This window comes from Knoellia sp. p5-6-4 (assembly GCF_029222705.1).
Taxonomy (GTDB): domain Bacteria; phylum Actinomycetota; class Actinomycetes; order Actinomycetales; family Dermatophilaceae; genus Pedococcus_A.
Genome location: NZ_JARGZF010000002.1, coordinates 886,674 through 909,424 on the forward strand (window position 1 = coordinate 886,674; position 22,751 = coordinate 909,424).

A 22,751-nucleotide genomic window follows, 5' to 3' on the forward strand; every position below is an offset into this window, starting at 1 on the left:
CCGGTGCTGTCACCGTAATGGCATGTCCTCGAGCATTCGCCTTCGCGTGCTCGTTGTGATACCCGCGTACAACGAGGGCGCGAGCATTGCGGACGTCGTGCTGGGGGTCCGCGACCGCGTACCCGACGCAGACATTCTCGTGGTTGACGACGGGTCGACCGACGCGACCTCGGAGGTCGCTCGGGCTGCTGGGGCGACCGTGGCGCGCCTTCCGTTCAACCTCGGCGTCGGCGGCGCGATGCGGACCGGGTTCCGGCACGCGGCCCGCCACGGGTACGACGCCGTCGTCCAGGTCGACGGCGATGGCCAGCACGACCCGGCATACATTCCGCTCCTGATCGCAAAGCTGGATCGATCGGACGTCGTAATCGGTGCCCGCTTCGCCGGCACCGGGGACTACCGCGTTAGCGGTGCCCGCCGCGTAGCCATGTCAACACTGTCGACGGTCATGTCAGCACTCACGGGCACCCATCTCGCCGACACCACGTCAGGTTTCCGCGCGACGGGTCGCCGGGGCATCCGGGTGTTCGCACACCACTACCCCACTGAGTACCTCGGCGACACCGTGGAGACCTTGGTGATCGCGCGCAAGTGCGGTTTGGCCGTGTCGCAGGTTCCGGTCGCCATGCACCACCGGACCGCGGGCCGACCGAGCCGTGGCCCGGTCGGCGCCAGCCTCGACCTCGCCCGTGCTTGTGTCGTGGTGGCGCTGGGCCTGGTGCGGGACTGGTCGCTCGCACCCGAGAAGGCCACATCATGACGAACGACGCCTACTGGCTCGGCGTGGCCGGCGGTGTGCTCATCGTCGCGGTCGTGGTCGAGATGGTGCGACGGCGCTACTTGCGTGGCCGGTATGCCGTGGTGTGGGTAGTGCTGGGTGCAGGCGCCGCGATTCTCGCGCTCTTTCCCGACCTGCTCGGGCGTGTGGCCAATGCCCTGGGCGTCGTAGTCCCCCTCAACCTGCTGCTCTTCCTAGGCATGCTGGTCATGCTCGTCATGATCATGCAGCTGAGCTCAGAGACCGGCCGGTTGCGAGAGCGCACCCGGATCTTGGCCGAGGAGGTGGCACTCATGCGTGCCGAGGCCGACGGCCGCGCCGCCGAGGGTCACCCTGCGGCGAGCCTCGACGTCGTGTGGGCGGACGGCCCTTGAGGCCTCGCCCACGGTTTACCCAGCGCACCACCTGATTCCGCGGACCGCGGCGCTAACCGTTCTCCAGATACCAGCGGTACGCGTCGTGTAGGCCCTCCCGCAGCTCGACCCGGTGCCCCCAGCCGAGCGCGTGGATCCGGCTGACGTCGAGCAGCTTGCGCGGCGTCCCGTCGGGTTTGCTGGTGTCCCACTCGATAGCGCCCTCGTACCCGACCTCCGTGGCGACCAGGTGGGCCAGTTCGGCGACCGTTAGGTCTACTCCGGTCCCGATGTTGACGGGCATCGGGTCGTCGTAGGCCTCGAGCAGCCGGAGCACCGCAGAGGCGAGGTCGTCCACATGAAGGAACTCGCGGCGCGGCCGGCCGCTCCCCCAGTTGGTCACCGTGGTGGCGCCCTCGCGCACCGCCTGGTCAAAGCGGCGGATAAGCGCGGCCAGTACGTGTGACGAGCCCTCGTCGTAGTTGTCTCCTGGCCCGTAGAGGTTCGTCGGCATCGCACTGATCCAGCGATGCCCATACTGGCGCCGCATGGCCTGGACGTGCATCACACCAGCGATCTTGGCGATGGCGTACGCGTCGTTCGTCGGCTCGAGCGGACCCGTGAGCAGCGAGGACTCCTCGATGGGCTGGGGCGCGAGCTTGGGGTAGATGCATGACGAGCCGAGGAAGAGCAGCCGCTCGACACCCACGTCATGGGCGGCGTCGAGGACATTGACCTGCATTCGCACGTTGTCCGAGAGGAAGTCGACAGGAAAGGTCGAGTTGGCACCGATCCCTCCAACGCGCGCGGCAGCCATGACGACGTACCGGGGCCGGTGGTCCTCGAAGAACTCGCGCACCGGCGCCCGCTCGCGAAGGTCCAGCTCACCCGAAGTGCGCCCGACGAGCCGGGAGAAGCCCTCCTGCTGCAAGTGGCGCCACACCGCGCCGCCGGCCAAACCACGGTGGCCGGCCACATAGAACGTGGCGTCGCGGTCGAGGGTCACCGCACGGGCTCCGGTCGCCGGGCACGCGTGGACAGCCGGACGGACACCACCGAAATGGCGGCCCGCACCGGGAGCTCCCACAACGGCGCAACCGGACGGGCCCACCTGGGCAGATGGCGACGCTTCACCATCTCGGCTTCGGTGATTGACAGCCCCCGGTTGGCCACCGTCAACGCGTCGGGGTGCCAGCGGTAGCAGGCAACTGTACGACCGGTGCTGAGAAAGCGGCCCAGCGCCCGCAGGCGCAGGAACATGTCGAGGTCCATGACGAATCGAAGTGACTCGTCGTAGGGGCCGACGGTCTCCATCGCGTCGAGCCGTGTGAGCGAGGCGGGCTGCGGAATGAGGTCGGGTCCCCAGCGCAGGATGCGGGTCGCGAGGGCCCCGGCACGGCTCACCGCGAAGACCTCGTCGTCGGCGTTCATGTACTCACATGCACCGAAGGCGACGACCGCAGCGGGGTCTCTGTCGAGCATGTCCGCCAAGGTCTGCAGCCCGCCGTCGCGCATGACGTCGTCGTCGCCAATCCACGCGAGGTAGTCCTCCCCCCGCCGCGCGGCTAGACCGGCGTTCATTGCGGCTGACAGCCCGCGACGCGGGTCGTCCACGACCTCCGCCCCGGCGTCGGCAGCGATGGCGCGCGCCTCCGTGGCAGTCGGAGGCGCCACGACGACGACGCGGCACACCGGTCCGTCCTGCTGAAGAAGGGATTCCAGAGCAGACCCCAGGGTGTTGGTGCGCTCTCCCAAGGTGGGGACGATGGCGAGCACCGACCCCTTAGCCACGGACCCACGCCCGGTGGACCCAAGTGGTGCCCTCGGTCTCGAGGGCGGCCATGTCGGCGTCGACCATGATCCGCGCCAATTCGGGCGTACGCACCTTCGGCTCCCACCCGAGGGCCTGCCGCGCACGGGTGGAGTCGCCGATCAGCGAGTCCACCTCGGTGGGTCTCAGGTACCGCTCGTCGAAGCGCACGTGCTCCTCCCAGTCGAGGCCGGCGTGCTCGAAGGAGAAGCGGACGAAGTCCCGCACGGAGTACGCGTCACCGGTGGCCACGACGTAGTCGGCCGGGCTGTCGTGCTGCAGCGTCAGCCACATCGCCTCAACGTACTCGGGCGCATAACCCCAGTCGCGCACTGCGTCGAGGTTACCCATGTACACCTCGGTCTCGAGGCCCGCCTTGATGCGAGCCACCGCGCGAGTGATCTTGCGGGTCACGAAGGTCTCGCCGCGTCGCGGGCTCTCGTGGTTGAAGAGAATCCCGTTGACCGCGAACATGCCGTAGGCCTCGCGGTAGTTGCGAGTGACCCAGTAGCTGTAGACCTTGGCTGCGCCGTACGGGCTGCGCGGGTAGAACGCCGTGGTCTCTGACTGCGGCGGCGACGCGGCTCCGAACATCTCCGAGGACGAGGCCTGGTAGTAGCGGCAGTCGAGCCCGATCATGCGGATGGCCTCGAGGATCCGGATCGACCCTAGCCCCGTGGTGTCGCCGGTGTATTCGGGCTCGTCGAAGCTCACGCGTACGTGCGATTGTGCGGCAAGGTGGTAGACCTCGTCCGGCGCCACCTGGTTGAGCAAGGTCACGAGCCGTGACCCGTCAGTGATGTCGCCGTAGTGGAGGAAGAGGCGGGCGCCCTGCTCGTGCGGGTCGACGTACAGGTGGTCGATGCGGCGCGTGTTGAAGGTGGACGCCCGCCGGATCAGGCCGTGGACCTCGTAGCCCTTGGCAAGCAGGAGCTCGGCCAGGTACGACCCGTCCTGACCCGTGATTCCTGTGATCAGCGCTCGCTTGGTCATGTCTCCCCGCACGTCGTGGTCCTCGTCTGGTCGGCGGCCGCCACCCACGAAAGAGTCATGCTAGTGCCCGGTACGGCCCGGTTCATGGCGTTGCGGAACTGCGCGTCGCAGCGAGGTCGCGCAACATCTCGTCGATGCCCACCCGGGGGGCCCAGCCGGTGTCGGCCATGATGCGACGGACGTCAGCGACGAAGACTGGTTGGTCCACAGCTCGCATCCGGGCCGGGTCCGCAACGACCGCCGCCTCGCTGCCGAACGCGGTGAGCAGGCCATCGAGTAGCGCCCCCATGGAGGTCGGCACGCCGCTGGCCAAGTTGTAAGTGCGCCCCGGGACGCCATGCGTCGCGAGGGCGAAGTAACCCGCTGCGGCGTCGCGCACGTCGAGGTAGTCCCTGATCACGTCGAGCCGGCCGACCCTCACTTCGTCGGCCCCGGACGCCAACATCCCCGCCCACTCGGCAAGGGCGTACGCGCCGGTGTGCCCCGGACCGGACACCTGAAACCCCCGAGCCACCACCGTCTCGGTCCCGGTCTGCTCGGACCACTGGCGCACGATGGTCTCGGCGGCAGCCTTCGACGCGCCGTAGGCCGTGCGGGGCCTCAGCGGGGTGTCCTCCCTGACGTGCTCCGACCCCTGGTCGATGTACCCGTAGGCGAAGGCGCTGCTGGCGAACACCACCCGACCGACGTTGCCGGCCAGACGCACCGCTTCGAGCAGCGCCACCGTTCCCATGGTGTTGACGCGGAACAGCTCGGTGACCGAAGTAGTGCTCACAGTGTCCACCGCCGCGGCCAGATGGAAGACGACGTCGGGACGGAACCCGGCGATGGCCTCGCCGAGGCCGGCGCCGTCGCCGATGTCGACGGCCCAGGAGGCCGACACCCCGTCCCGGTCTACCGCGCGGCGGCCGCACGCGCCGACCTCCCACCCCTCCCGCACCAGCAGGTTCACGAGATGTCGACCGATGAAACCGTCAGGGCCGGTCACAAACGCTCGGCCGGTCACGAGCACACCTCGCGCAGAACCTTTTGTACCACACGGTCCCACGTGTAGTCCGACTCGATGCGGCCGCGTCCCGCCATCCCCATCGCCGCGGCGCGGTCGCGATCGGCTAGCAGGTCGGCGAGTCTGCCGCCGGTGGCCTCGGCGTCTCGGGGGTCGACCAGGTATCCGCTGACCCCGTCCTGCACATCTTCGTGGGTCGCGGCGGAGCGGACCACCGCCGTGCCACAGGCGAGCGCCTCCTTGACTGGCAGCGACATCGTGGTCGCCCCGGAACCGGCGGCCGTCCCCGTCTGCAGGACTACAGTCGCGAGGGAGTAGAGGCGCGGCAGGTCGCCGAAGGCGAGGAAGCCTGCGAACGTTACGGCGTCCGAGATGCCCAGGCTGGCCGCCCTGTCCTCCAAGGCGGCCAGCTCCGAGGCGGACTCGCGCGTGCTCGTCACCACCATCCTGGCGTCCGGGACTGCACGGCGAGCGACGGCGAACGCTTCGAGGGCGAGGTCGGTCCGCTTGATCGGGGAGTAGTCGGTCGAGTGGACGACGAGCGGGCCGTCACCGAAAAGGGTCACGAGGTCGTCCAGCTCGTCGGGTGAGTACGGCCGGAACAGTTCAGTGTCGACGCCCGCGTAAACCGGGACGGCATCGTCTCGGCCGTAGACGCGTGCGATCTGACCTGCTGTGCTCTCGTTGAGGGTCATCACGCGCTCGGCTGAGGCGACACCGCCCCGGTCGAGCCCTTGGTACACAGCTGCCAGGACGGCGAGCAGGGCCCTGCGGTGTCGCGGGTACAGGCCGATGACCTCGGTGTCGTGGAAGAAGGGAAACGGCTCGAAGCACAGCGACACGTGGCGGACCCGGGTTCGACGGGTCAGGCGCGCCGCAAGCCACGGCATGGGGAAGAAGCTCGTGACCACAACGTCGGCATGCTTCGCCTCCTTCGCGATGGCGCGCAGGTCGCGCAGTAGGAAGAACGGGAAGGCGGCCCAGTAGCCAAGGCTCGTCGAGGTGGGGCCGCCCACCTCCACCAACGTCGTCCCGGACTCCCGGTAGCGGTCGCGCCACAGGGACGAGGCGTGCTCCACCATGACGGTGACGGGCACCTCACGCCCCAGTCGCCGCGTCACCTCGTGAATGTACTTGGTCCCGCCCGTGGGGAGCTCGAAGTGGCTGTGCAGCCACAACACCCTCGGTGTCGACATCAGCCGGCCGACCCACCGAAGAACGACTCGAAGCTCTCGACGATGTGGTCCAAATGTTGTCGTCCCAAGTTGGGGTGGTTGCCTATGAACAGTCCTCGCTCACCGACTTGGGTGGCCCCGGCTAGCGAGCCGACGGTGCGATGGGGGTTGTCCCGGAAGGCCGGCTGGACCGCCAGGTTGCCAGCCACGATGGGCCTGGTCGCGATGCCGCGCTCCTCGAGGTGGGCGCTGAGCGCCCGCCGTACGTCCCCACTGCGAGTCATCACGGTGAAGCCGAACCAGGTGCTGCGCCCGCCCCCCTGTTCGGTGACGAAGGTGAGCTCGTCCTCGAGGGAGACAAGGCGCTTCAGCAGGTAGGAGGCGTTGTCCCGGCGGGCTGCGTTGAACTCCTCGAGCCGCCTGAGCTGGACGAGCCCGAAGTCCGCTTGCAGCTCCATCGGCCGCAGGTTGTAGCCGAGGTTGACGAAGAGGAACCGTGGGTCGATCCACGGGTTTGCCGCCTCTAGCTCGGCGCGTGAGCGCATATCGCGGGTCCAGCCGTGGGCCCGAATCGAACGCGCCAACTCGGCTAGCGCGTCGTCGTCCGTGACGAGCATCCCGCCCTCGATCGTCGTGATGTGGTGGGAGAAGTAGAAGGAGTAGGTCCCGAAGTTGCCGATCGAACCCACCATACGTCCGCCGACACTGCTGCCGAGGCTCTCGCAGGTGTCCTCGACCACCCACAGGGAGTGCTCGCGCGCGAACTCCATGAGGGGTGCCATGTCGACCGGGTTGCCGAGGAGGTGCACTGGCATGATTGCCCGGGTGTCCCGCGACAGGGCATGGGGCAGGTCCTCGGGCCGCAGGTTCAGCGTGTCCGGGCTGATGTCGACGAGGACCGGTACGCAACCGTGCTGGAGGATGGGCGACACGGTCGTCGCCCACGTCACGGCGGGGACGATGACCTCGTCACCGGGGCGCAACGCGCCGGGGACCGACGGGTTGGACAACACCGCCAGTGCGAGAAGGTTCGCTGATGAGCCGCTGTTCACCATGACGGCGTGCGTGCTGCCGACGTAGGCGGCGAAGGCCGACTCGAACTCGCAAACCTTCCTGCCCATGGTCACGTTCTGCTCGAGCAGGGACCCGAGCGCGGCCGCCACCTCGTCGCCCCCGTACAGAGGCACGGACAGCGGGCAGCGGTCTGCCGGCAGGTTGGGGACCAGGGTGAAGTACTCGTAGACGAGTTCGTCCAACGATGCCCGGATCTCGGCCCTACGTGCGTCCGCTTGAGTCTGGTCTGCGTCTGCGCTAACTCCCTGTGGCACGCGCCGATGCTACCGACGACCACGTGTCGACGCGGGAGGCTCGCAAGGGCTGCACCTGCTCCGTCAAAGGTGCGCGAGTCAATACACTCCGATCGAGTCAGACGGCGAGTGCGGAAGGGCGGGTCCTGGTGAGGAGGTGGCGCACAGGTGCGAGCGCCATCGGCCTGGGCAACGCGCTCGTGGCCCTGTCTGTCGCTGGCATGCTCATCGCCGGACCCCGGGTGCTCGATGCGGCACCGTTCGCGGGGCTCGGTGTCGCATGGACGGTGACGACCGTCTTCGGCTTCGGCTTGGCAGTGCCCCTTGAGCAGGTGTGGACCCGCCGGCTTGCTGGCGGAATGCAGCGTGGGTCCGTGGCACTGTGGACCGTCATCGCCGCGGCCGTCATCGTCTTCGCAGTAGTGGTCCCTTGGGCCAGCCGGTCACCTGCCACTGCCGCGTTCCCGGCGTTTGCAATGGCCGCAGGGTCAGGGCTGGCAGGGTGGGTCGCTGCGTCCTATATGCGGTCCAGCCTCGCCGGGCGCGGGGACCTCGGACGGTATGCTGTGACACTGGGGGTCGAGGCCTTCGCCCGGTTACTTCTCGTCCTTTCCGCCCTGCTCGCTCCAGACGGCACGTGGCTGCTCGCGGCATCGGTGGGGACACCGTTGCTAGCGGCCGGCTGTGCCGGACTCGGCGGAGGCCATGAGCCCCCTCCAGTGGCACGTGATGTGCGACACAGCGCGCTCGAGGCCCCTTACGTCATTGGCGCTGCCTTCGGCTACCAAGCTTGCCTCAACGGCATGCCCCTCTTCCTTTCGTCATTCGGCACAATCCCTGCCCCCCTTGTCGGCACATTCGTACTCGCGAACAGCTATTTTCGGGTGCCCACGGTCCTCGCCGGGGGGTTTGCGACTCAAACACTCGTGCGCGCAGGCACCTTGGGCGCCGGTCGACAGCGCATTCGCAGCCACGACGTCCGCGGGGACGTCCTGGCCGCGGCAGGCTGGGCGACCGCTCTCGGGGTTCCCCTGCTGCTCCTGTCTGGCCCGGTGCTTAGTGAGCTTGTGGGCCGGCCACACGGCCTTGGCATCTTCGTGCTCGCCGCATTGTCCGCCTCGTCGGTCGCCGCCGTCGCGGCTGCCGTTCTCACCGCGTTCTTCGTGGGCAACGCTCGCGCGCGGGTGCCAGCGGTGGCGTGGAGCCTCGGCACTCTGGCCATGATGGTGCCAGTCGCCAGAGCCGGGGGGCACTTGGGCGCGGGCTTCGCCGTCGGCATCTTCATAGGGCCCTGCCTGACCCTCGCAGTCCTCGCCGTGATCCTGTTCCGCGACGGCCGCATACATGGGTGAACCTCACATAGGCCGCACACATTTTGGGGGAACCCAAAGGTCGTAGCCTCGGCGACGGTGCCTGACGAGCATTGACACCGCCAGGCATGTGGTCCTCGCGTCGAAGGCGTCCTGCTGCTTCGCTTCAGGGCGTTCCGCTGCGACCGGCCAGAGCCTAGTCAGACCCTTCAGACCTCAGTCGAAAGACCGGATGGCTGCCTGCCGCAACCAGCAGCTGAGCCACCAGCACGGTGTCCTCGAGCGCCCCGCCACCCTCGCCCCAGTGGGTCGCGGAAAGGCGCACGACCACCTGAACATCCCCCGGCCGCCCGCACCGCGGCATACGTCTCCATCAGCGGACGAGTGCGACCCTCGAAGCCGCCGTCATAGCGGCGGTGCGGCTGTTCAATGGCAGTGAGAGGAATTCGTGCAGAAAGCACTGGGTCGCGCAGACGGGCTGCTCGACCCTCCCGGCACCCAAGAGCTCCTGCTCGCTCAGTAGCCACCGACCGGGCCAAGGTCGGCGACCGAGACAGCCGCCTCGCCAGCCTCGTCAGAAGCCGCCAGGTCGACGACCGCTGTGATCGCCCAGTCGTGGTCGCCCTCGGGGTCGTCGATGACCTGCCGCACCAGCCAGCGCCCCGGCTCCCGGGTCACCTGCAGAAGAGCCGGCCCGCGAGAGTCCGGCCCGGTCCCGATCGAGTCGTACTCCTCGAAGTAGTCCTCGATCGCCTCCCGCCACCGCTCGGCGTCCCCACCCGGAGTCAGCATCGAGCTCGCCCAGGTCGTTCCACCGGCGCAGCGCGGCCAGCTCCACCCGCCGGAACATCGCGTTGCGCACGAGCACCCGGAAGGCCCCGCTCGTTGGCGGTGATGGGCCGCGGCCCGTCCCCCACTCCCCCGGGCAGGACCTCAGCGGCAGCAGCCAGCGCGGCCACCGCGGAGGTGTCGGTCAGCTGCTCCCACTCGTCCAGCAGGCTCGAGTCGGTCTGCCGCGGCCTCACCGCGTGCCTCGAACTGCTGCGCCAGCAGTACCTGCCGCGGACGATCGAGGTCGCCCGTCCTAGCACCTCAGCGGTTCAGCAGATGATCGGCGCGTCCGCGATCACCGACCTGTTACCAGTCAACAGCACGTCCTGACTGCCTTGGTTCGAGTCCGTCGAGCGCCAAGTCCGCCATCTATCTATCGGCGGCGCCGAGCAAGGTGCTCGCATCGCTCCGCAGTGGAATCGCAGCGGCTCCGCAGCGCGTCCCGAAACCGTAGGTCCCGTCGAACTCCGGCAGCGGCAATCGGCCGCTGCGACCAGAAGGGACAACTTATGAGGACTTCCATCACCAAGCGCACCGGCTCCCGTCGCGCCGGTCTCGTGACCGTCGCAGCGGCGCTCACGCTCGCGATTGCACCAGGCGTGGCCTTCGCCGCGGTGCTCGAGGGCGATGGCGGAGACAACGAGATCCACGGCACGGTCAACGCTGACACCATCAACGGCCGCGGCGGCCAGGACCGCCTCTTCGGCAGCGAGGGCCCCGACATCGTCGACGGTGACACCGGTGCCGACCACGTCGTCGGTGGCGACGGCAACGACGAGGTCATCGGCGACGACGGCGAGGACGAGATGTTCGGCGGCACCGGCGCCGACATCATGCGTGCCCGCGACGGCATGACCGACCGCATCAACTGCGGTGATGGCACCGACACCGTGTTCGCCGACTCGCAGGACCTCTTCCCGACGGCCACCAACACCGACCCCAAGGGCAACTGCGAGGACATCAACTGGGTCAACCCGACCGTGCTCCCCGTCGCCCTGGCTGACATGCCCGAGGGCAAGGCCGGTCTCGACGACCCGCACCACGACTACCCCTCCTCCGACCTGCAGGCCCCGGCCGGCGCGAACATCCGTGCCCTGCGCGGTGGCCACGTCGAGGCGGCCGGCTGGGCCCCGCTCGGCCAGAGCTGGTGCGGCTACGGCGTCGTAATCCGCGGCATCGGCGGCGGCCAGTACATGTACTGCCACATGTACGACCAGCCGGATGTCTCCGCCGGTCAGGGCATCAGCCCGGGGCTCAAGATCGGTGACGTCGGCAGCACCGGCCAGTCCAGCGGCAACCACCTCCACCTGCAGGTGTGGAAGAACAGCATGCAGAGCGACGGCTACTACAACAGCGTGTGCCCGCAGAGGATGCTGACCGCCATCGCGAACGACAACCCGGTCCCCCTCCCCAAGGACCTGCCCTCCACCGGCTGCACGTACTGACAGCAGGCGCCTCCACCTAGAGCCAACAGCGCCGACATGGCGCCGCGGAGTCCGCGGCGCCATGTTGGTCTGCCATTGGTAAAGAGGTAGTGACACCGTCACTTTCGTCCCATATGTTCCGCCTGTGCCGATTCCAGAGGCTGCCGAAGGTGCCGTCGAGTTGCGGGTGCTGGGCCAGGTCGAGCTCTGCCCGGTGACCGACGGGCCGGTCCGGTTGAGCGGGCTCGAGCGCGGTCTGCTCTCCCTCGCCGCATTCGGTGGCGGCCTCACGACCACCAGTCTCAGCGAGTGGCTCTGGGGCGACGCCCCACCACCCTCGGCACGCAACCGCGTCCAGGCCCTCGTGAGCGGCATCCGCCGCAAGGCGGGCGGGGCGGGCAGCACGGTGCTCCTGACCGACGGCTCGGGCTACCGCCTCGACGCCCGCCTTCGCGTCGACCTGACCACGTGGGAACAGCTGGTATGCCGCGCGCGCACCGCCCGAGCGCAGGGGCCACAGGAGAGCCTCCACCTGTACGAGCAGGCCCTCGACCTGTTCGGCGACAAACCCCTGCAGGGCGCCCCCGAGACGCCTGCTGTCCAGCTCGAGCGCGACCGCCTCTCGCACGCCCGCCTCACCGTGCTCGAGGAGCGCATCGACACCGCCCTGGTCGTCGGGCGTCTCGACGGGCTGGTGGCCGAGCTCGCCGCGTTGACGAACCGGCACCCCTACAACGAGACCTTCCTCGCCCAGTTCGTGCTCGCCCTGGCCGCGTGCGGCCAGCAGGCGAAGGCCCTGGAGGTCTACCGCACGGCCTACCACCGGCTCGACGACGAGCTCGGCGTCGAGCCGTCGCCCCGGTTGCAGGAGGCCCATCGCCGCGTGTTGTCCGGTGAGGTGCCACAGCCTGCGCCGGTGTCGACGGGATCCGCTGCAGGAGAGCCGAAGCCGCAGCCAGCAGCCTCCGAGCTCAAGACGCCAGAGACACCAGCGAAGCCGCAACCCGCTCCTTCGGACCCGAGTCCGACTCCTGCACGCGACATCGTGGGAACCGTGGCCGAGTCCCTCCCCTCACCTGTCCCCTCCGTGGGGCAGGCGCTACCCACCCCCAGGACGCTTCCCCGGCGCCCGCACGGGTTCCTCGGCCGCGAGCCGGAGCTGGAAACCATCAGCGCCGCGGGGGCGTGCAGCACGGAGGCAGCGGCCACGGTGCTCGTCACCGGCCTCGCGGGCGTGGGCAAGAGCGCCCTCGTCGTGGAGGCCGGCGCCCGCGTGCGCGACACCTTCCCCGGCGGCACGCTCTACGTCGACGTGTCGAGTGAGCAGAGCACGGGCGAGGCCGACTCCGTCATTGCCGTGTTCCTGCACCTCCTGGGGGTGATGCCCGAGGCGATCCCGGAGACCCCCGCCGCCCGCGCCGGTCTCTACCGCTCCCTGATCGACGGCCGTCGGTTGCTCGTCGTGCTCGACAATGTCGACCACCGCGCCGACCAGATCGACCAGAGCCTGCTCGACCTCCTTCCCACCTCGGCGGGTTCGATGGCGCTCGTCACCGCCCGCACTCCCCCGTCACGCCTGCAGCCCACGCACCACCTGCGTCTGCGCCCGCTCCCCACGCAGGACGCCGTCCGCCTCCTCGCGGGGGTGGCCGGAGCCGAGCGCGTCGAGGCCGACCCGGCCGCCGCGGAGGAGCTCGCCTCCCACACCGGGTGCCTGCCGCTGGCCCTGCGCCTGGTGGGCGGCAGGCTCGCACAGCGCCCCGACCTCAGCGTCCGCCGCATGGCCCGGAGGCTGCAGGACATCGCGAGGGGCCTGGACGACATCGAGACCGGCGGCCCCGAGAACGCGTCCGTGCGGGCCAGCCTGACGATGGTGTGGGACCGGCTCCCCGAACGCACCCGCCAGACCGCCGCCCTCTTGGCGGTGCTGCCGCTGCAGACGTTCTCCCCGTGGGTGCCGCAGGCCCTGCTCGACGACCAGGTCGCGGGTGAGCGGGCGATGGACGCCCTCATCGACGCGAGCTTCGTCGAGCCGGTGATCGTGCCGGGCCACGAGGCGCAGTACCGGCTGCACAACCTCGTCGCCCGCTTCGCTCGCGAGCACGCACCAGTCAGCGAGGCGGAGGCCGAGGCTGCCGTGCTTTCCGTCAGTGCGAGCCTGCTGGTCCTGGTGGAGGGCTACCGCCACGCCTTCCCTCTGCAGTTCCTGCCGGCCGCCCCGCCACCCCGGGACGCGCGTCAGGACGAGCGGCGGGTGACCATCGAGGTGGAGACCGGTCTCGACTCCGATGAGGCCCGCGAGGCCTGCATGACCGCCCTCGAGGCCGTGAGGTCCTGTGCCCGTGCGGTCGCCCATCACCGACCGCAGCTTGCCTGGCGGCTGCTGGCCGCTGCGGGCAACGCCCACCACGTGTCCCCCGAGCACCTGTCCTGGCTGGCCGCTTGCGAGTCGGTCACCGCCGAGCTCGCCCAGGACTGTGAGGACCAGCGGCTTGGCCGCGCCGTGCTCTCCGTGGCCAGGGCATGGCATCAGCACGACCACCTGGGGCGTTCGACGCCGGCCCTGACGCTGGCCTCCCAGGCCCGCCGGGACCTCACCCTCCTCGGGGCCGCGACGCAGGCCGCAGCGGCGGGACTCGTCGCCTCGCATGCCGCCCTGGCCCTCGGGCGCCGGGATACGGCCGAGGCCGAGCTGGCGAGGGCGGCCGACCTGCTGTCGCGCCACCCCGACCGGTCGCTGGAGGGCTGGACGCACATCGTGCGGGGCGAGCTCCACAACGACTACGACGAGCTGGTGCAGTCGCGACACGAGTTCACGACCGCCCGCTCGCTGTTGGACGACTCCGCCGACCGGCTGGCCCATGCACTGGCGACGGTCTACCTGTCGCGCACCTGCCGACGGCTCGGTGAGCTCGAGATCGCACAGCAGCTCGTGCGTGAGTCGCTGGTGGTCCTGCAGCGCTTCGGCGCCGAACACCTCTTCACCGTCGCCCTCGACGCGAGCGCCGAGGTGGAGGCCGCCCTCGGAGACGGTGCAGCGGCCCTCGACCACGCCACGGTGGCGCACCAGCGCGCGGTCGCCGCCCAGGACGCCTTCCTGACGGCGCGCACCAGCCGGACCCGCGGTCGCGCGCTCCTCGCTCTGGGACGACTGGCCGAGGCCGCCGACGAGTTCCGTCGCTCGGTCGACGCCTTCGCCGTGCTGGGCCGCGACCTCAGCGTCGCGGGCACGCTGCGGGACCTCGCGCACGTCCAGCGACTGCAGGGGCAGGCTGCGGCAGCCAAGGAGTCAACCCGCCGCGAGCAGGCGGCGCTGGCCCGTGCCGGAGTCGTCCCCGACGAGGTCGACCTCGCCGAGCACCAGCCGGCAGGCGGCCTGCTGCGCTGAGCCACGACGCGTAGCGCATCCGCAGCGGTTTCGCAGCGGCGCCCGCGACGGTCTCCCCAGGGCTCACCGCAGCGGTGGGCCGGAGCAGGCGGCGACCACGCGGCACACGAGGGTCGCCGACACGGACCCAAGGAGCACCACCATGAAGCGCACCTTCAGCCGCGTCACGGGCACGACAGTCCTCGCCGCGGCGATCCTCGCCAGCGGGCAAGCGGCCTACGCGGCCACCTGGACCGGCACCGACGCCGACAACACCAAGGAGGGGACCAGCGCCGCCGACACCTACTACGGACGAGGCGGCAGCGACCACCTCGAGGGTGCCGGTGACGACGACGACCTCTACGGCGAGGACGGCAACGACACCCTGTTCGGCAACACGGGTGCTGATCGGCTCTTCGGCGGGGCCAACCCCGACCGGCTCTACGGCGGCCCAGGACGCGACGTCATCGACGGCGGCTCCGGTGACGACCGGCTGTACGCCGACGACGACACGGACTCCAGCACCTCCGGCAGCGGCGACACGGTGCGCGGCGACTTGGGCAACGACACGATCTTCACCCGTGACGGCGAGGTCGACGTGGTGCAGTGCGGCGACGGCACGCGCGACGTCGTGATCGCCGACAACGTCGACGAGGTGGCCGGCGACTGCGAGAGGGTCGCCCGGGCGGCCGAGCGCAGTGGTGAGGCCGACGCCCTCGCCGAGCGTGCGACGGAGTGGGCGAAGGCCTTCATCGGTCTCGACGAGAAGCAGCTCTACAACCTGGGGTACTGGCAGGTGTGGACCGAGCGCACGGGCAACGCCAGCGGCACGCCCGGCTCTCCGGAGTGGTGCGGCATCTTCGCCCACGAGGCCTACTTCCAGGCTGGCCGCGACCTTCCCAACGAGATGGACTACACCAACTGGCTCTACAGCACGACGAGCCCGGCGTTCTCCACGGTCGCGTCCGAGGGCAACATCAAGCGGGGCGACCTGCTCCTCTTCGACTGGAACGGCGACAACGACCCCGACCACATCGGCATCGCCGCCAAGGACTACGTGGAAGGCGACGGGGGCAAGGTGCAGGTCGTCTCGGGCAACAGCAGCATGCCGGACGGTGGCCCGAACGGTGTCGACCTCGACACCAACACCTTCGGGGAGATCATCAAGGTGCGCCGGGTCAACTGACCCCGAACACACACCCTCGAGCGGGTCGCGACGGGAGGGGGTCGCGGCCCGCTCGCCGTGTGAGCGGAGTGCGGTCATCTCGTGACTGCTGCCGAGGGAAACCTGACATCTCCTTTGCCCTCAGGACGAAACTGCTGGCACCGGTAGCGTCTCTGCTCGACCTGCCCAACGCAGAGGATCTGCAGCGCGCGCAGTAGCCGGCTCGACGCAGACGTCGGGTGGGCTACTCGCGCTCGGCTGCGAACCCGCCGACGGGGCCGAAGCCGGTGACCGTGACAGCCGCCTCGCCAGCCTCGTCCGAAGCCGCAAGGTCGACGACCGCCGTGATGGCCCAGTCGTGGTCGCCCTCGGGGTCGTCGATGACCTGCCGCACCAGCCAGCGCCCCGGCTCCCGGGTCACCTGCAGGAGAGCAGGCCCGCGCGCATCCGGCCCGGTCCCGATCGAGTCGTACTCCTCGAAGTAGTCCTCGATCGCCTCCCGCCAACGCTCGGCGTCCCACCCGGAGTCGGCATCAAGCTCGCCCAGGTCGTTCCACCGGCGCAGGGCGGCCAGCTCCACCCGCCGGAACATGGCGTTGCGCACGAGCACCCGGAAGGCCCGCTCGTTGGCGGTGATCGGCCGCGGCTCGTCCCCCACTCCCCCGGGCCGCACCTCGACCATGCCGTCGGCACCCCCAAGAGCCAACGAGGGGTCGGTCAGCTGCTCCCACTCGTCCAGCAGGCTCGAGTCGGTCTGCCGCACCACCTCGCCCAGCCACTCGACGAGGTCCGAGACCTCCTCGGTCTTCAGTGAGTCCGGCACGGTCTGGCGCAGCGCCTTGTAGGCGTCGGAGAGGTACCGCAGCACCAGTCCCTCGGAGCGCGACAGCCCGTAGTAGGCGACGAACTCGCCGAAGGTCATGGCGCGCTCCCACAGGTCGCGCACCACCGACTTCGGCGACAGCGGCGTCTCCGCCACCCAGGGGTGCCCCTGCCGGTAGGTCTCGAACACCGCCTCGAGGAGCTCCTGCAGCGGTTTGGGCCACGTGACGTCGTCGAGCAGCTCCATCCGCTCGTCGTAGTCGATGCCCTCGGCCTTCATCTCCGCCACGGCCTCGCCTCGCGCCTTGAACTGCTGCGCCAGCAGCACCTGCCGCGGGTCGTCCAGCGTCGCCTCCACCACCGAGAGCACGTCGAGGGCGTAGGTCGGGGACTCGGGATCGAGCACCGAGAAGGCAGCCAGCGCGAAGGGCGACAGCGGCTGGTTGAGCGCGAAACCGAACTGCAGGTCCTCGACCAGCCGCACCGTCCGACCGTCGTCGTCCGGTGAAGGGAGCCGCTCCACCACCCCCGCCGTCAGCAGCGACCGGTAGATCTGGATCGCCCGCTTCGACAGCCTGGCCTGCCTGCGCGGGTCCTCGTGGTTGTCGCGCAGCAGTTTCGCCATCGCCAGGTAGGGATCGCCTTCTCTCGCGAGGACGTTCAGCAGCATCGAGTGGCTCACCTGCATGCGCGAGACCAGCGGCTCCGGCTCGGCCTCGACGAGCCGGTGGAACTGCTCCTCCGTCCAGGTCACGAACCCCTCGGGCGGCTTCTTCCGCTGCACCTTGCGCTGCTTCTTAGGGTCGTCGCCCGCCTTCTGCAGCGCCTTGTGGTTCTCGACGACGTGCTCTGGCGCCTGCACGACAACGGATCCCGAGGTGTCGTAGCCGGCGCGACCCGCGCGTCCCGCGATCTGGTGGAACTCGCGAGCCTTGAGCAGCCGCTGCCGCGACCCGTCGAACTTCGTCAGCCCGGTCAGCACCACCGTGCGGATCGGCACGTTGATGCCCACCCCGAGAGTGTCCGTGCCGCAGATGACCTTGAGCAGCCCGGCCTGCGCGAGCTGCTCCACGAGCCGCCGGTACTTGGGCAGCATGCCAGCGTGGTGCACCCCGATCCCGTGCCGCACGAGGCGCGACAGCGTCTTGCCGAACCCGGCCGAGAAGCGGAACCCGCCCATGAGAGCAGCGATCTCGTCCTTCTCGGCACGGGTGCAGACGTTGATCGACATCAGCGCCTGCGCCCGCTCCAGCGCCGCGGCCTGCGTGAAGTGCACGACGTAGACCGGCGCCTGGTGCGTGGTCAGCAGCTCCTCGAGCGTCTCGTGAAGCGGCGTCAGCGCCCACGAGTACGACAGCGGCACCGGCCGCTGCGCCGACGTCACCACCGCGGTCGTGCGCCCGGTGCGACGCGTCAGGTCCTTCTGGAACGGCGTGACGTCACCCAGCGTCGCCGACATCAGCACGAACTGGGTGCGCGCCAGCTCGAGCAGCGGCACCTGCCAGGCCCACCCCCGGTCGGGCTCGGAGTAGAAGTGGAACTCGTCCATCACCACCTGCCCGATGTCGGGCGAGGCACCGGTGCGCAGGGCGATGTTCGCCAGCACCTCAGCGGTGCAGCAGATGATCGGCGCGTCCGCGTTGACCGAGGCATCCCCGGTCAGCATCCCCACGTTGGCCGGTCCGAACAGGTCGCACAGCGCGAAGAACTTCTCCGACACCAGCGCCTTGATCGGTGCCGTGTAGTAGGTGCGCACCCCCGCCGCCAGGGCCGCGAAGTGGGCCCCGGTGGCGACCAGGCTCTTCCCCGACCCGGTCGGCGTCGACAGGATCACGTTGGACCCCGTCATCACCTCGATGAGCGCCTCCTCCTGCGCCGGGTAGAGCGTCAGGCCCTGCGAGGCGGCCCAGGCGACGAACGCGTCGAACAGCGAGTCGGGGTCCCGCTGCCCCTGCGGCGGGAGGTGGTCGAGCAGCGTCACTGGCGGCCCGAGCGCAGGCCGGCGACGTGGGGGGCCACGGCGGGGTCGAGCCCGAGGCCGAGGGCGAGGTAGGTGGCGGCGAAGTCGGTCGTGGCGATCTGGCCGGCCAGCCGCACCAGGGGGTGACCCGGCTCGGCCGTCACCTGCGAGACCCGCACGCCGGTCTCGCGGGCCGACTCCACGACCGCCTCGGTCAGGGCCTCGGCCTCGGCGACCTCGGGCGAGGGGTTCTCCGGCACGGCGTCGCGCAGCATGAGCAGGCCCAGCCGCGGCGGCGTGGGGCCGTCGAGGTAGGGGTCGGCGAAGACGTCGTCCGCGGCGCGACCTGCCGAGCCCCCGCCGAAGGCCGCCGTGAAGGGACCGTCGAAGCAGGCCACGATCTGGGAGGCGGCGTCCGGCAGCTCGCCGGACGTCGCCGGCATACGGGCGGTGCGCGCCAGCATCGAGGCCGCGCGCGAGGCCGCCACGCCGTTGAGCGGGCCGTCGCCGAGCACCACGGGCACGGTGTCGGCGAGGTCGACGGCGAGCACCTTGGCGGGGTTGACGAAGGACTCCGAAGACGGCCGGCAGGCGTCCGCACGGTCGTCGAGCCGGTCGGCCACCGCCTCGAGCACGGCCGCGTCGACATCGGCCAGACCGAGGTGGCCGGCGGCGAGCATGACGGGGGCGAGCATCGCCCACAGGTGGGTGCGCGAGCCGTCGCGGTCGTTGCCGACGTCGATGTGCACGCCGTGGGCCCGGGCGCACACGTCGGCCAGCGGCGACTCGTCAGCCCCCACCGTCAGCAGCGACGCCCCCCGGCGCCCTGCCTCGGCCGCCAGGGCCAGCGGTCCGGCGGCCCGACCCGACTGCGACACGGCGATGACGAGGTCGAGCGGCCCCACCCAGCCCGGCAGCGGCACGTTGCGGCGCACGCTGACCGGCACCGGTGAGCCGGGCTCGGCCAGCGTCTCCAGCACGTCGCACACGACGGCGGTGCCGCCGAGCGAGGCCACCAGCACCGACCGCGGACGCTGTCCCCCGCCGACCCGCTCGATGCCCGCCTCCTGCGACAGGGTCAGCGCTTGGCGCACCTGGGCGCCGGCCATGGCGAGCGAGCGCAGGGTGCCGTGGGAGTCGAGGGCGGCACACGCCTCCTCGCTGTCGAAGCGCGCCTCGTCGAGCAGCGGTGCCATCGCCGTGCCCGTCAGCCGGGCTTGCGGGCTTCGTCGACGAGGAGGACGGGCACACCGTCGTCGATGCGGTACTGCAGGCCGCACGCGGGCGTGTTCGTGCAGTGCAGCTCGGGCGACCCCGACGGCCCCTGCGCGTCCGCGAGCTCGGCATGGCACGCCGGGCAGCGCAGGATCTCGCGCAGCCAGGGCTCCACCAGGGGTGCGCCGGCCTTGTCGGTCATCGGGCCTCTCCTCTCACCAGGGCCAGGACGTCGTCCCGGACCCGCTCCATTGTGGCCTCATCGGCGGCTTCCACGTTGAGCCTCAGCAGGGGCTCGGTGTTCGACGCCCGCAGGTTGAACCACCACATCGGGTCTCCTTCTCCCCCACGGTGGGTCGCGGTCAGCCCGTCGAGGGTGTCGAACTCCGCCCCCCGACCCGCAGCCCACTCTCGCACCAACTCGGTCGCGCCGGCAGCATCGGCGACCGTCGAGTTGATCTCGCCGGACGCGGCATACCGGCTGTATGCCGCGGTGAGCCGGCTGAGCGGCCCGTCCTGGGTCCCCAGGGCGGCGAGCACGTGCATCGCCGCGAGCATGCCCGTGTCGGCGAACCAGAAGTCGCGGAAGTAGTAGTGGGCGCTGTGCTCGCCGCCGAACACCGCCCCCGCCCGCGCCATCTCCGCCTTGATGAACGAGTGCCCGACCCGGGTGCGCACGCCCACCGCGCCGACCTCGTCGATGATCTCGGGGACCGACGCCGAGGAGATGACGTTGTAGACGATGCTGACCTTCTCGGCCGGGGTGCCGGCGGCCGCCTCGCGGGCCACCTCACGGGAGGCCACCAGCGCGGTGATGGCGCTCGGGCTGACCGGCTCGCCCCGCTCGTCGACGACGAAGCAGCGGTCGGCGTCGCCGTCGAAGGCCAGGCCGATGTCGGCGCCGTGCTCGCGGACCGCGGCCTGCAGGTCGCGCAGGTTCTCGGGCTCGAGCGGGTTGGCCTCGTGGTTGGGGAAGGTGCCGTCGAGCTCGAAGTAGAGCTCGACCACCTCGAGCGGCAGGGCGTCGAGCCCGGCGGCGGTGCCGAGCACGGCGGGGACGGTGTGCCCGCCCATCCCGTTGCCGGCGTCCACGACGACCTTGAGCGGCCGGACGTGCGAGAGGTCGACGAGTGAGCGGAGGAACCCGGCGTAGTCGGCCAGCACGTCGCGCTCGGTGACGGTGCCGGTCTCGGTGTCCTCCCGGGCGAAGGAGTTGCCCCCGTCGAGGATCGCCTGGCCGAGGTCGCGGATGTCGCCCAGGCCGGAGTCCTGCCCGACCGGCCGGGCGCCGGCGCGGCAGAGCTTGATGCCGTTGTACTGCGCCGGGTTGTGGCTCGCGGTGAACATCGCGCCGGGCAGGTCGAGCGCGCCGCTGGCGTAGTAGAGACCGTCGGTGCTGCACAGGCCGATGAGCACGGCGTCGACCCCGTGCGAGGCCACGCCGTCGGCGAAGGCCCGCGACAGCTCGGGCGACGAGGGCCGCATGTCGTGGCCGATGACGACGGCCTCGGCCTGCTCCGGCAGGGCGACCACCTGGGCGAAGGCCGAGCCGAGGGCGTAGGCGACGTCGACGTTGAGCTGGTCGGGCACGACGCCACGGACGTCATAGGCCTTGATGAAGTCGGCAAGCACGGGGGCGGTCACGCCGAAACCCTAGCGGTGCGGTCGCGGCGCCCACGTGGCGGCGCCGCCGAGCCCTTCCCCTGCCCTGCCCTGCCCTGCCCTGCCCTGCCGCGGTTAGGGTCCGAACGTGACTGCCGAAGGACACCTGAGCTGGACGCCCGCCCACGACCCCTCCCAGCAGGCCCTCCTCGCGCCGCCCGTGGCCCGGGCCGTCCACGCCCTCCCGGGCGCGAGGGTCGCCCCCATCGACCCTGACCTCGCGGACACGGCCGCCTTCTGCGCGGCCTACGGCTCCCCCCTCGAGCACTCGGCCAACTGCGTCGTCGTGGCCGGCAGGCGGGCCGGCGAGGTCAGGTATGCCGCGGTGCTGGTGCTCGCGAACATGCGCGCCGACATCAACGGCGTCGTCCGCCGGCACCTCGACGTGCGCAAGATCTCCTTCGCCCCGCAGGACGAGGCGGTGGAGCTCACCGGCATGGAGTTCGGCGGGATCACCCCCGTGGGCCTGCCCCCGGCCTGGCCGGTGCTCATCGACCCCGCGGTGGTCGAGGCCGGCGACGTCGTCATCGGCAGCGGCATCCGCGCCAGCAAGCTGCTCGTGCCGGCGGCGCAGATCGCCGCCCTGCCCAGCGCCCAGGTGCTTCCGCTGGCGCTGTAAGGCCTGGCGCTGTAGGACTCAGAGGTCGCGCAGGACGCGGAGGTGACCGCGGCGGCCGGTCTCGACGGCCCCCGAGCGGGTCTCGTCGGTGCGACCGACCTGGCCCGGCACCGCGGTCGGCGTGGGGTGCTCGGTCAAGCGGGGCTTGCCGGCCTCGCGCACGGCGTTGGCGAGGGCGAGCAGGTCGTCGTGGGTCGGCTCCGGCTCGACGTACTCCCCCGACAGGCGCACGACCTCCCAGCCCCGGGGCGCGGACAGGCGCTCGGCGTGGACGGTGCACAGGTCGTAGGTGTGCGGCTCGGCGTAGGTCGCGAGCGGGCCGACGACGGCCGTCGAGTCGGAGTAGACGTAGGTCAGGGTCGCGATCGCGGCGTTGGGGCACGCGGTGCGCGAACACCTCCTCGTCAGACTCACGCGGGGACTCTAAACCACGACCGGCCGGATCCTGCAACGGCACGCCGTAGCATGGCGGGCATGACGGCTGCCGGCTCCTCCGCGAGCTCCTCCCGCGCCGCTGCGGTGCCCCCGCGGCTGCGCCGGGACCGCCGGGGCCGGGGCCGCCGCGGCCCCCTCGCCTGGCCGGCCGTGCCCGCGATGGCCTCGCGCCGGGAGCAGTTCGACGAGCTCGTGCTCGACGCCGCGTCCCGCCTCGAGCCGCGCCTGGGCCCGCAGTACCCGGAGGTCGAGTTCGCCGTCGAGGACGTGCCCCCGAGCGACCCGGCCCCGTGGGAGAGCGCCGTCGTGCCGCTGGGCCGGCTCTTCCCCGCCCAGGGCAAGCTGCCCGCTCGCATCGTCGTCTACCGGCGACCCGTCGAGAGCCGCGCCCACGACACCCGCGAGCTCACCGCGATCGTGCAGGACGTCGTGGTCGAGCAGGTGGCGGCGCTGCTCGGGGTCTCCCCCGCCGAGCTCGACCCCCGCTACGGCGACGACCTCGACTGATGGCCCGGGGCC

The 22,751-nt window shown here is 70.7% G+C and carries 20 protein-coding genes; 8 read left to right on the top strand and 12 right to left on the bottom strand.

The features are described 5' to 3' along the window. Positions 1 to 22 precede the first annotated feature (22 nt). Together P2F65_RS15675 and P2F65_RS15680 are read left to right on the top strand one after the other, a co-directional pair. Complete coding sequence (locus P2F65_RS15675; RefSeq protein ID WP_275809760.1) at positions 23 to 760, top strand: glycosyltransferase family 2 protein; 738 nt, start codon at positions 23 to 25, stop codon at positions 758 to 760. Next, the gene (locus tag P2F65_RS15680) at positions 757 to 1,152 is read left to right on the top strand and encodes a DUF2304 domain-containing protein (RefSeq protein WP_275809762.1); all 396 of its coding nucleotides are present in this window, start codon (positions 757 to 759) and stop codon (positions 1,150 to 1,152) included. Before P2F65_RS15675 ends, P2F65_RS15680 begins: the two co-directional genes overlap by 4 nt. Before the next feature lie 52 nt (positions 1,153 to 1,204). Here the strand turns inward: P2F65_RS15680 and P2F65_RS15685 are convergent, their stop codons facing one another. The 6 genes from P2F65_RS15685 to P2F65_RS15710 form a co-directional block, all read right to left on the bottom strand. Next, positions 1,205 to 2,137 carry a GDP-L-fucose synthase gene (locus tag P2F65_RS15685; RefSeq protein WP_275809765.1) on the bottom strand — a complete coding sequence of 311 codons (933 nt, stop codon included), beginning with the start codon at positions 2,135 to 2,137 and terminating at the stop codon, positions 1,205 to 1,207. Next, a complete protein-coding gene (locus tag P2F65_RS15690) occupies positions 2,134 to 2,907 on the bottom strand; it encodes a glycosyltransferase (RefSeq protein WP_275809768.1) in 774 nt (257 codons plus the stop codon). The genes P2F65_RS15685 and P2F65_RS15690 overlap by 4 nt, the downstream gene beginning before the upstream one ends. Before the next feature lie 7 nt (positions 2,908 to 2,914). Continuing rightward, positions 2,915 to 3,934, bottom strand: a complete 1,020-nt coding sequence (gene gmd, locus P2F65_RS15695) for a GDP-mannose 4,6-dehydratase (RefSeq protein WP_275809771.1) — start codon at positions 3,932 to 3,934, stop codon at positions 2,915 to 2,917. 82 nt (positions 3,935 to 4,016) lie between these two features. Continuing rightward, positions 4,017 to 4,940: an NAD-dependent epimerase/dehydratase family protein gene (locus P2F65_RS15700; protein WP_275809774.1), complete on the bottom strand. Its 924-nt coding sequence runs from the start codon at positions 4,938 to 4,940 to the stop codon at positions 4,017 to 4,019. After that, entirely contained in the window at positions 4,937 to 6,136 is a 1,200-nt protein-coding gene (locus P2F65_RS15705) for a glycosyltransferase family 4 protein (RefSeq protein ID WP_275809777.1), read from the bottom strand. The genes P2F65_RS15700 and P2F65_RS15705 overlap by 4 nt, the downstream gene beginning before the upstream one ends. Continuing rightward, complete coding sequence (locus P2F65_RS15710; protein ID WP_275809779.1) at positions 6,136 to 7,371, bottom strand: DegT/DnrJ/EryC1/StrS family aminotransferase; 1,236 nt, start codon at positions 7,369 to 7,371, stop codon at positions 6,136 to 6,138. The genes P2F65_RS15705 and P2F65_RS15710 overlap by 1 nt, the downstream gene beginning before the upstream one ends. A 200-nt stretch (positions 7,372 to 7,571) precedes the next feature. Between P2F65_RS15710 and P2F65_RS15715 the strand changes: the two genes are divergently transcribed. Then, positions 7,572 to 8,774, top strand: a complete 1,203-nt coding sequence (locus tag P2F65_RS15715) for a hypothetical protein (RefSeq protein ID WP_275809781.1) — start codon at positions 7,572 to 7,574, stop codon at positions 8,772 to 8,774. Between the two features lie 474 nt (positions 8,775 to 9,248). Here P2F65_RS15715 and P2F65_RS15720 read toward each other — a convergent pair whose 3' ends face one another. Further along, positions 9,249 to 9,524 (bottom strand): DUF3516 domain-containing protein, encoded by a 276-nt coding sequence (locus P2F65_RS15720; protein WP_275809784.1) that lies wholly within the window; start codon positions 9,522 to 9,524, stop codon positions 9,249 to 9,251. A gap of 548 nt (positions 9,525 to 10,072) precedes the next feature. Here P2F65_RS15720 and P2F65_RS15725 point away from each other — a divergent pair. From P2F65_RS15725 to P2F65_RS15735, 3 genes are all read left to right on the top strand, one after another. Then, positions 10,073 to 11,008, top strand: a complete 936-nt coding sequence (locus tag P2F65_RS15725) for a peptidoglycan DD-metalloendopeptidase family protein (protein ID WP_275809787.1) — start codon at positions 10,073 to 10,075, stop codon at positions 11,006 to 11,008. Between the two features lie 124 nt (positions 11,009 to 11,132). Further along, positions 11,133 to 14,375 (top strand): BTAD domain-containing putative transcriptional regulator, encoded by a 3,243-nt coding sequence (locus P2F65_RS15730; protein WP_275809790.1) that lies wholly within the window; start codon positions 11,133 to 11,135, stop codon positions 14,373 to 14,375. A 142-nt stretch (positions 14,376 to 14,517) separates the two neighbouring features. Continuing rightward, positions 14,518 to 15,540, top strand: a complete 1,023-nt coding sequence (locus tag P2F65_RS15735) for a calcium-binding protein (RefSeq protein ID WP_275809793.1) — start codon at positions 14,518 to 14,520, stop codon at positions 15,538 to 15,540. A 223-nt stretch (positions 15,541 to 15,763) separates the two neighbouring features. Here P2F65_RS15735 and P2F65_RS15740 read toward each other — a convergent pair whose 3' ends face one another. From P2F65_RS15740 to P2F65_RS15755, 4 genes are read right to left on the bottom strand one after another with little or no spacing between them, the layout of a single operon-like run. Further along, positions 15,764 to 18,322: a DEAD/DEAH box helicase gene (locus P2F65_RS15740; protein ID WP_275809796.1), complete on the bottom strand. Its 2,559-nt coding sequence runs from the start codon at positions 18,320 to 18,322 to the stop codon at positions 15,764 to 15,766. Further along, entirely contained in the window at positions 18,319 to 19,497 is a 1,179-nt protein-coding gene (locus P2F65_RS15745) for an SIS domain-containing protein (RefSeq protein ID WP_275809799.1), read from the bottom strand. Before P2F65_RS15745 ends, P2F65_RS15740 begins: the two co-directional genes overlap by 4 nt. 11 nt (positions 19,498 to 19,508) lie before the next feature. Further along, positions 19,509 to 19,718, bottom strand: a complete 210-nt coding sequence (locus tag P2F65_RS15750) for a hypothetical protein (RefSeq protein ID WP_275809801.1) — start codon at positions 19,716 to 19,718, stop codon at positions 19,509 to 19,511. Next, a complete protein-coding gene (locus tag P2F65_RS15755) occupies positions 19,715 to 21,160 on the bottom strand; it encodes a phosphomannomutase/phosphoglucomutase (protein WP_275809805.1) in 1,446 nt (481 codons plus the stop codon). Before P2F65_RS15755 ends, P2F65_RS15750 begins: the two co-directional genes overlap by 4 nt. 106 nt (positions 21,161 to 21,266) lie before the next feature. Here P2F65_RS15755 and P2F65_RS15760 point away from each other — a divergent pair, with 106 nt between their 5' ends. Further along, positions 21,267 to 21,797 (top strand): YbaK/EbsC family protein, encoded by a 531-nt coding sequence (locus tag P2F65_RS15760; RefSeq protein WP_275809808.1) that lies wholly within the window; start codon positions 21,267 to 21,269, stop codon positions 21,795 to 21,797. A gap of 18 nt (positions 21,798 to 21,815) precedes the next feature. On the opposite strand, the gene P2F65_RS15765 is transcribed toward P2F65_RS15760, so the two are convergent. Beyond that, complete coding sequence (locus tag P2F65_RS15765; protein WP_275809811.1) at positions 21,816 to 22,211, bottom strand: DUF3499 domain-containing protein; 396 nt, start codon at positions 22,209 to 22,211, stop codon at positions 21,816 to 21,818. Between the two features lie 60 nt (positions 22,212 to 22,271). On the opposite strand from P2F65_RS15765, the gene P2F65_RS15770 reads away from it, so the two are divergent. Continuing rightward, on the top strand, positions 22,272 to 22,739 hold the full coding sequence (locus tag P2F65_RS15770; RefSeq protein WP_275809814.1) for a metallopeptidase family protein: 468 nt from the start codon (positions 22,272 to 22,274) through the stop codon (positions 22,737 to 22,739). Positions 22,740 to 22,751 lie beyond the last annotated feature (12 nt).

What these genes read in the sequence shown, in the direction of transcription:
- P2F65_RS15675 (WP_275809760.1), top strand. Translation starts at nt 23, where the DNA reads ATGTCCTCGAGCATTCGCCTTCGCGTGCTCGTTGTGATACCCGCGTAC.
- P2F65_RS15680 (WP_275809762.1), top strand. Translation starts at nt 757, where the DNA reads ATGACGAACGACGCCTACTGGCTCGGCGTGGCCGGCGGTGTGCTCATC.
- gmd (WP_275809771.1), bottom strand. Translation starts at nt 3,934, where the DNA reads ATGACCAAGCGAGCGCTGATCACAGGAATCACGGGTCAGGACGGGTCG.
- P2F65_RS15705 (WP_275809777.1), bottom strand. Translation starts at nt 6,136, where the DNA reads ATGTCGACACCGAGGGTGTTGTGGCTGCACAGCCACTTCGAGCTCCCC.
- P2F65_RS15720 (WP_275809784.1), bottom strand. Translation starts at nt 9,524, where the DNA reads ATGCTGACTCCGGGTGGGGACGCCGAGCGGTGGCGGGAGGCGATCGAG.
- P2F65_RS15725 (WP_275809787.1), top strand. Translation starts at nt 10,073, where the DNA reads ATGAGGACTTCCATCACCAAGCGCACCGGCTCCCGTCGCGCCGGTCTC.
- P2F65_RS15735 (WP_275809793.1), top strand. Translation starts at nt 14,518, where the DNA reads ATGAAGCGCACCTTCAGCCGCGTCACGGGCACGACAGTCCTCGCCGCG.
- P2F65_RS15745 (WP_275809799.1), bottom strand. Translation starts at nt 19,497, where the DNA reads ATGGCACCGCTGCTCGACGAGGCGCGCTTCGACAGCGAGGAGGCGTGT.
- P2F65_RS15750 (WP_275809801.1), bottom strand. Translation starts at nt 19,718, where the DNA reads ATGACCGACAAGGCCGGCGCACCCCTGGTGGAGCCCTGGCTGCGCGAG.
- P2F65_RS15770 (WP_275809814.1), top strand. Translation starts at nt 22,272, where the DNA reads ATGACGGCTGCCGGCTCCTCCGCGAGCTCCTCCCGCGCCGCTGCGGTG.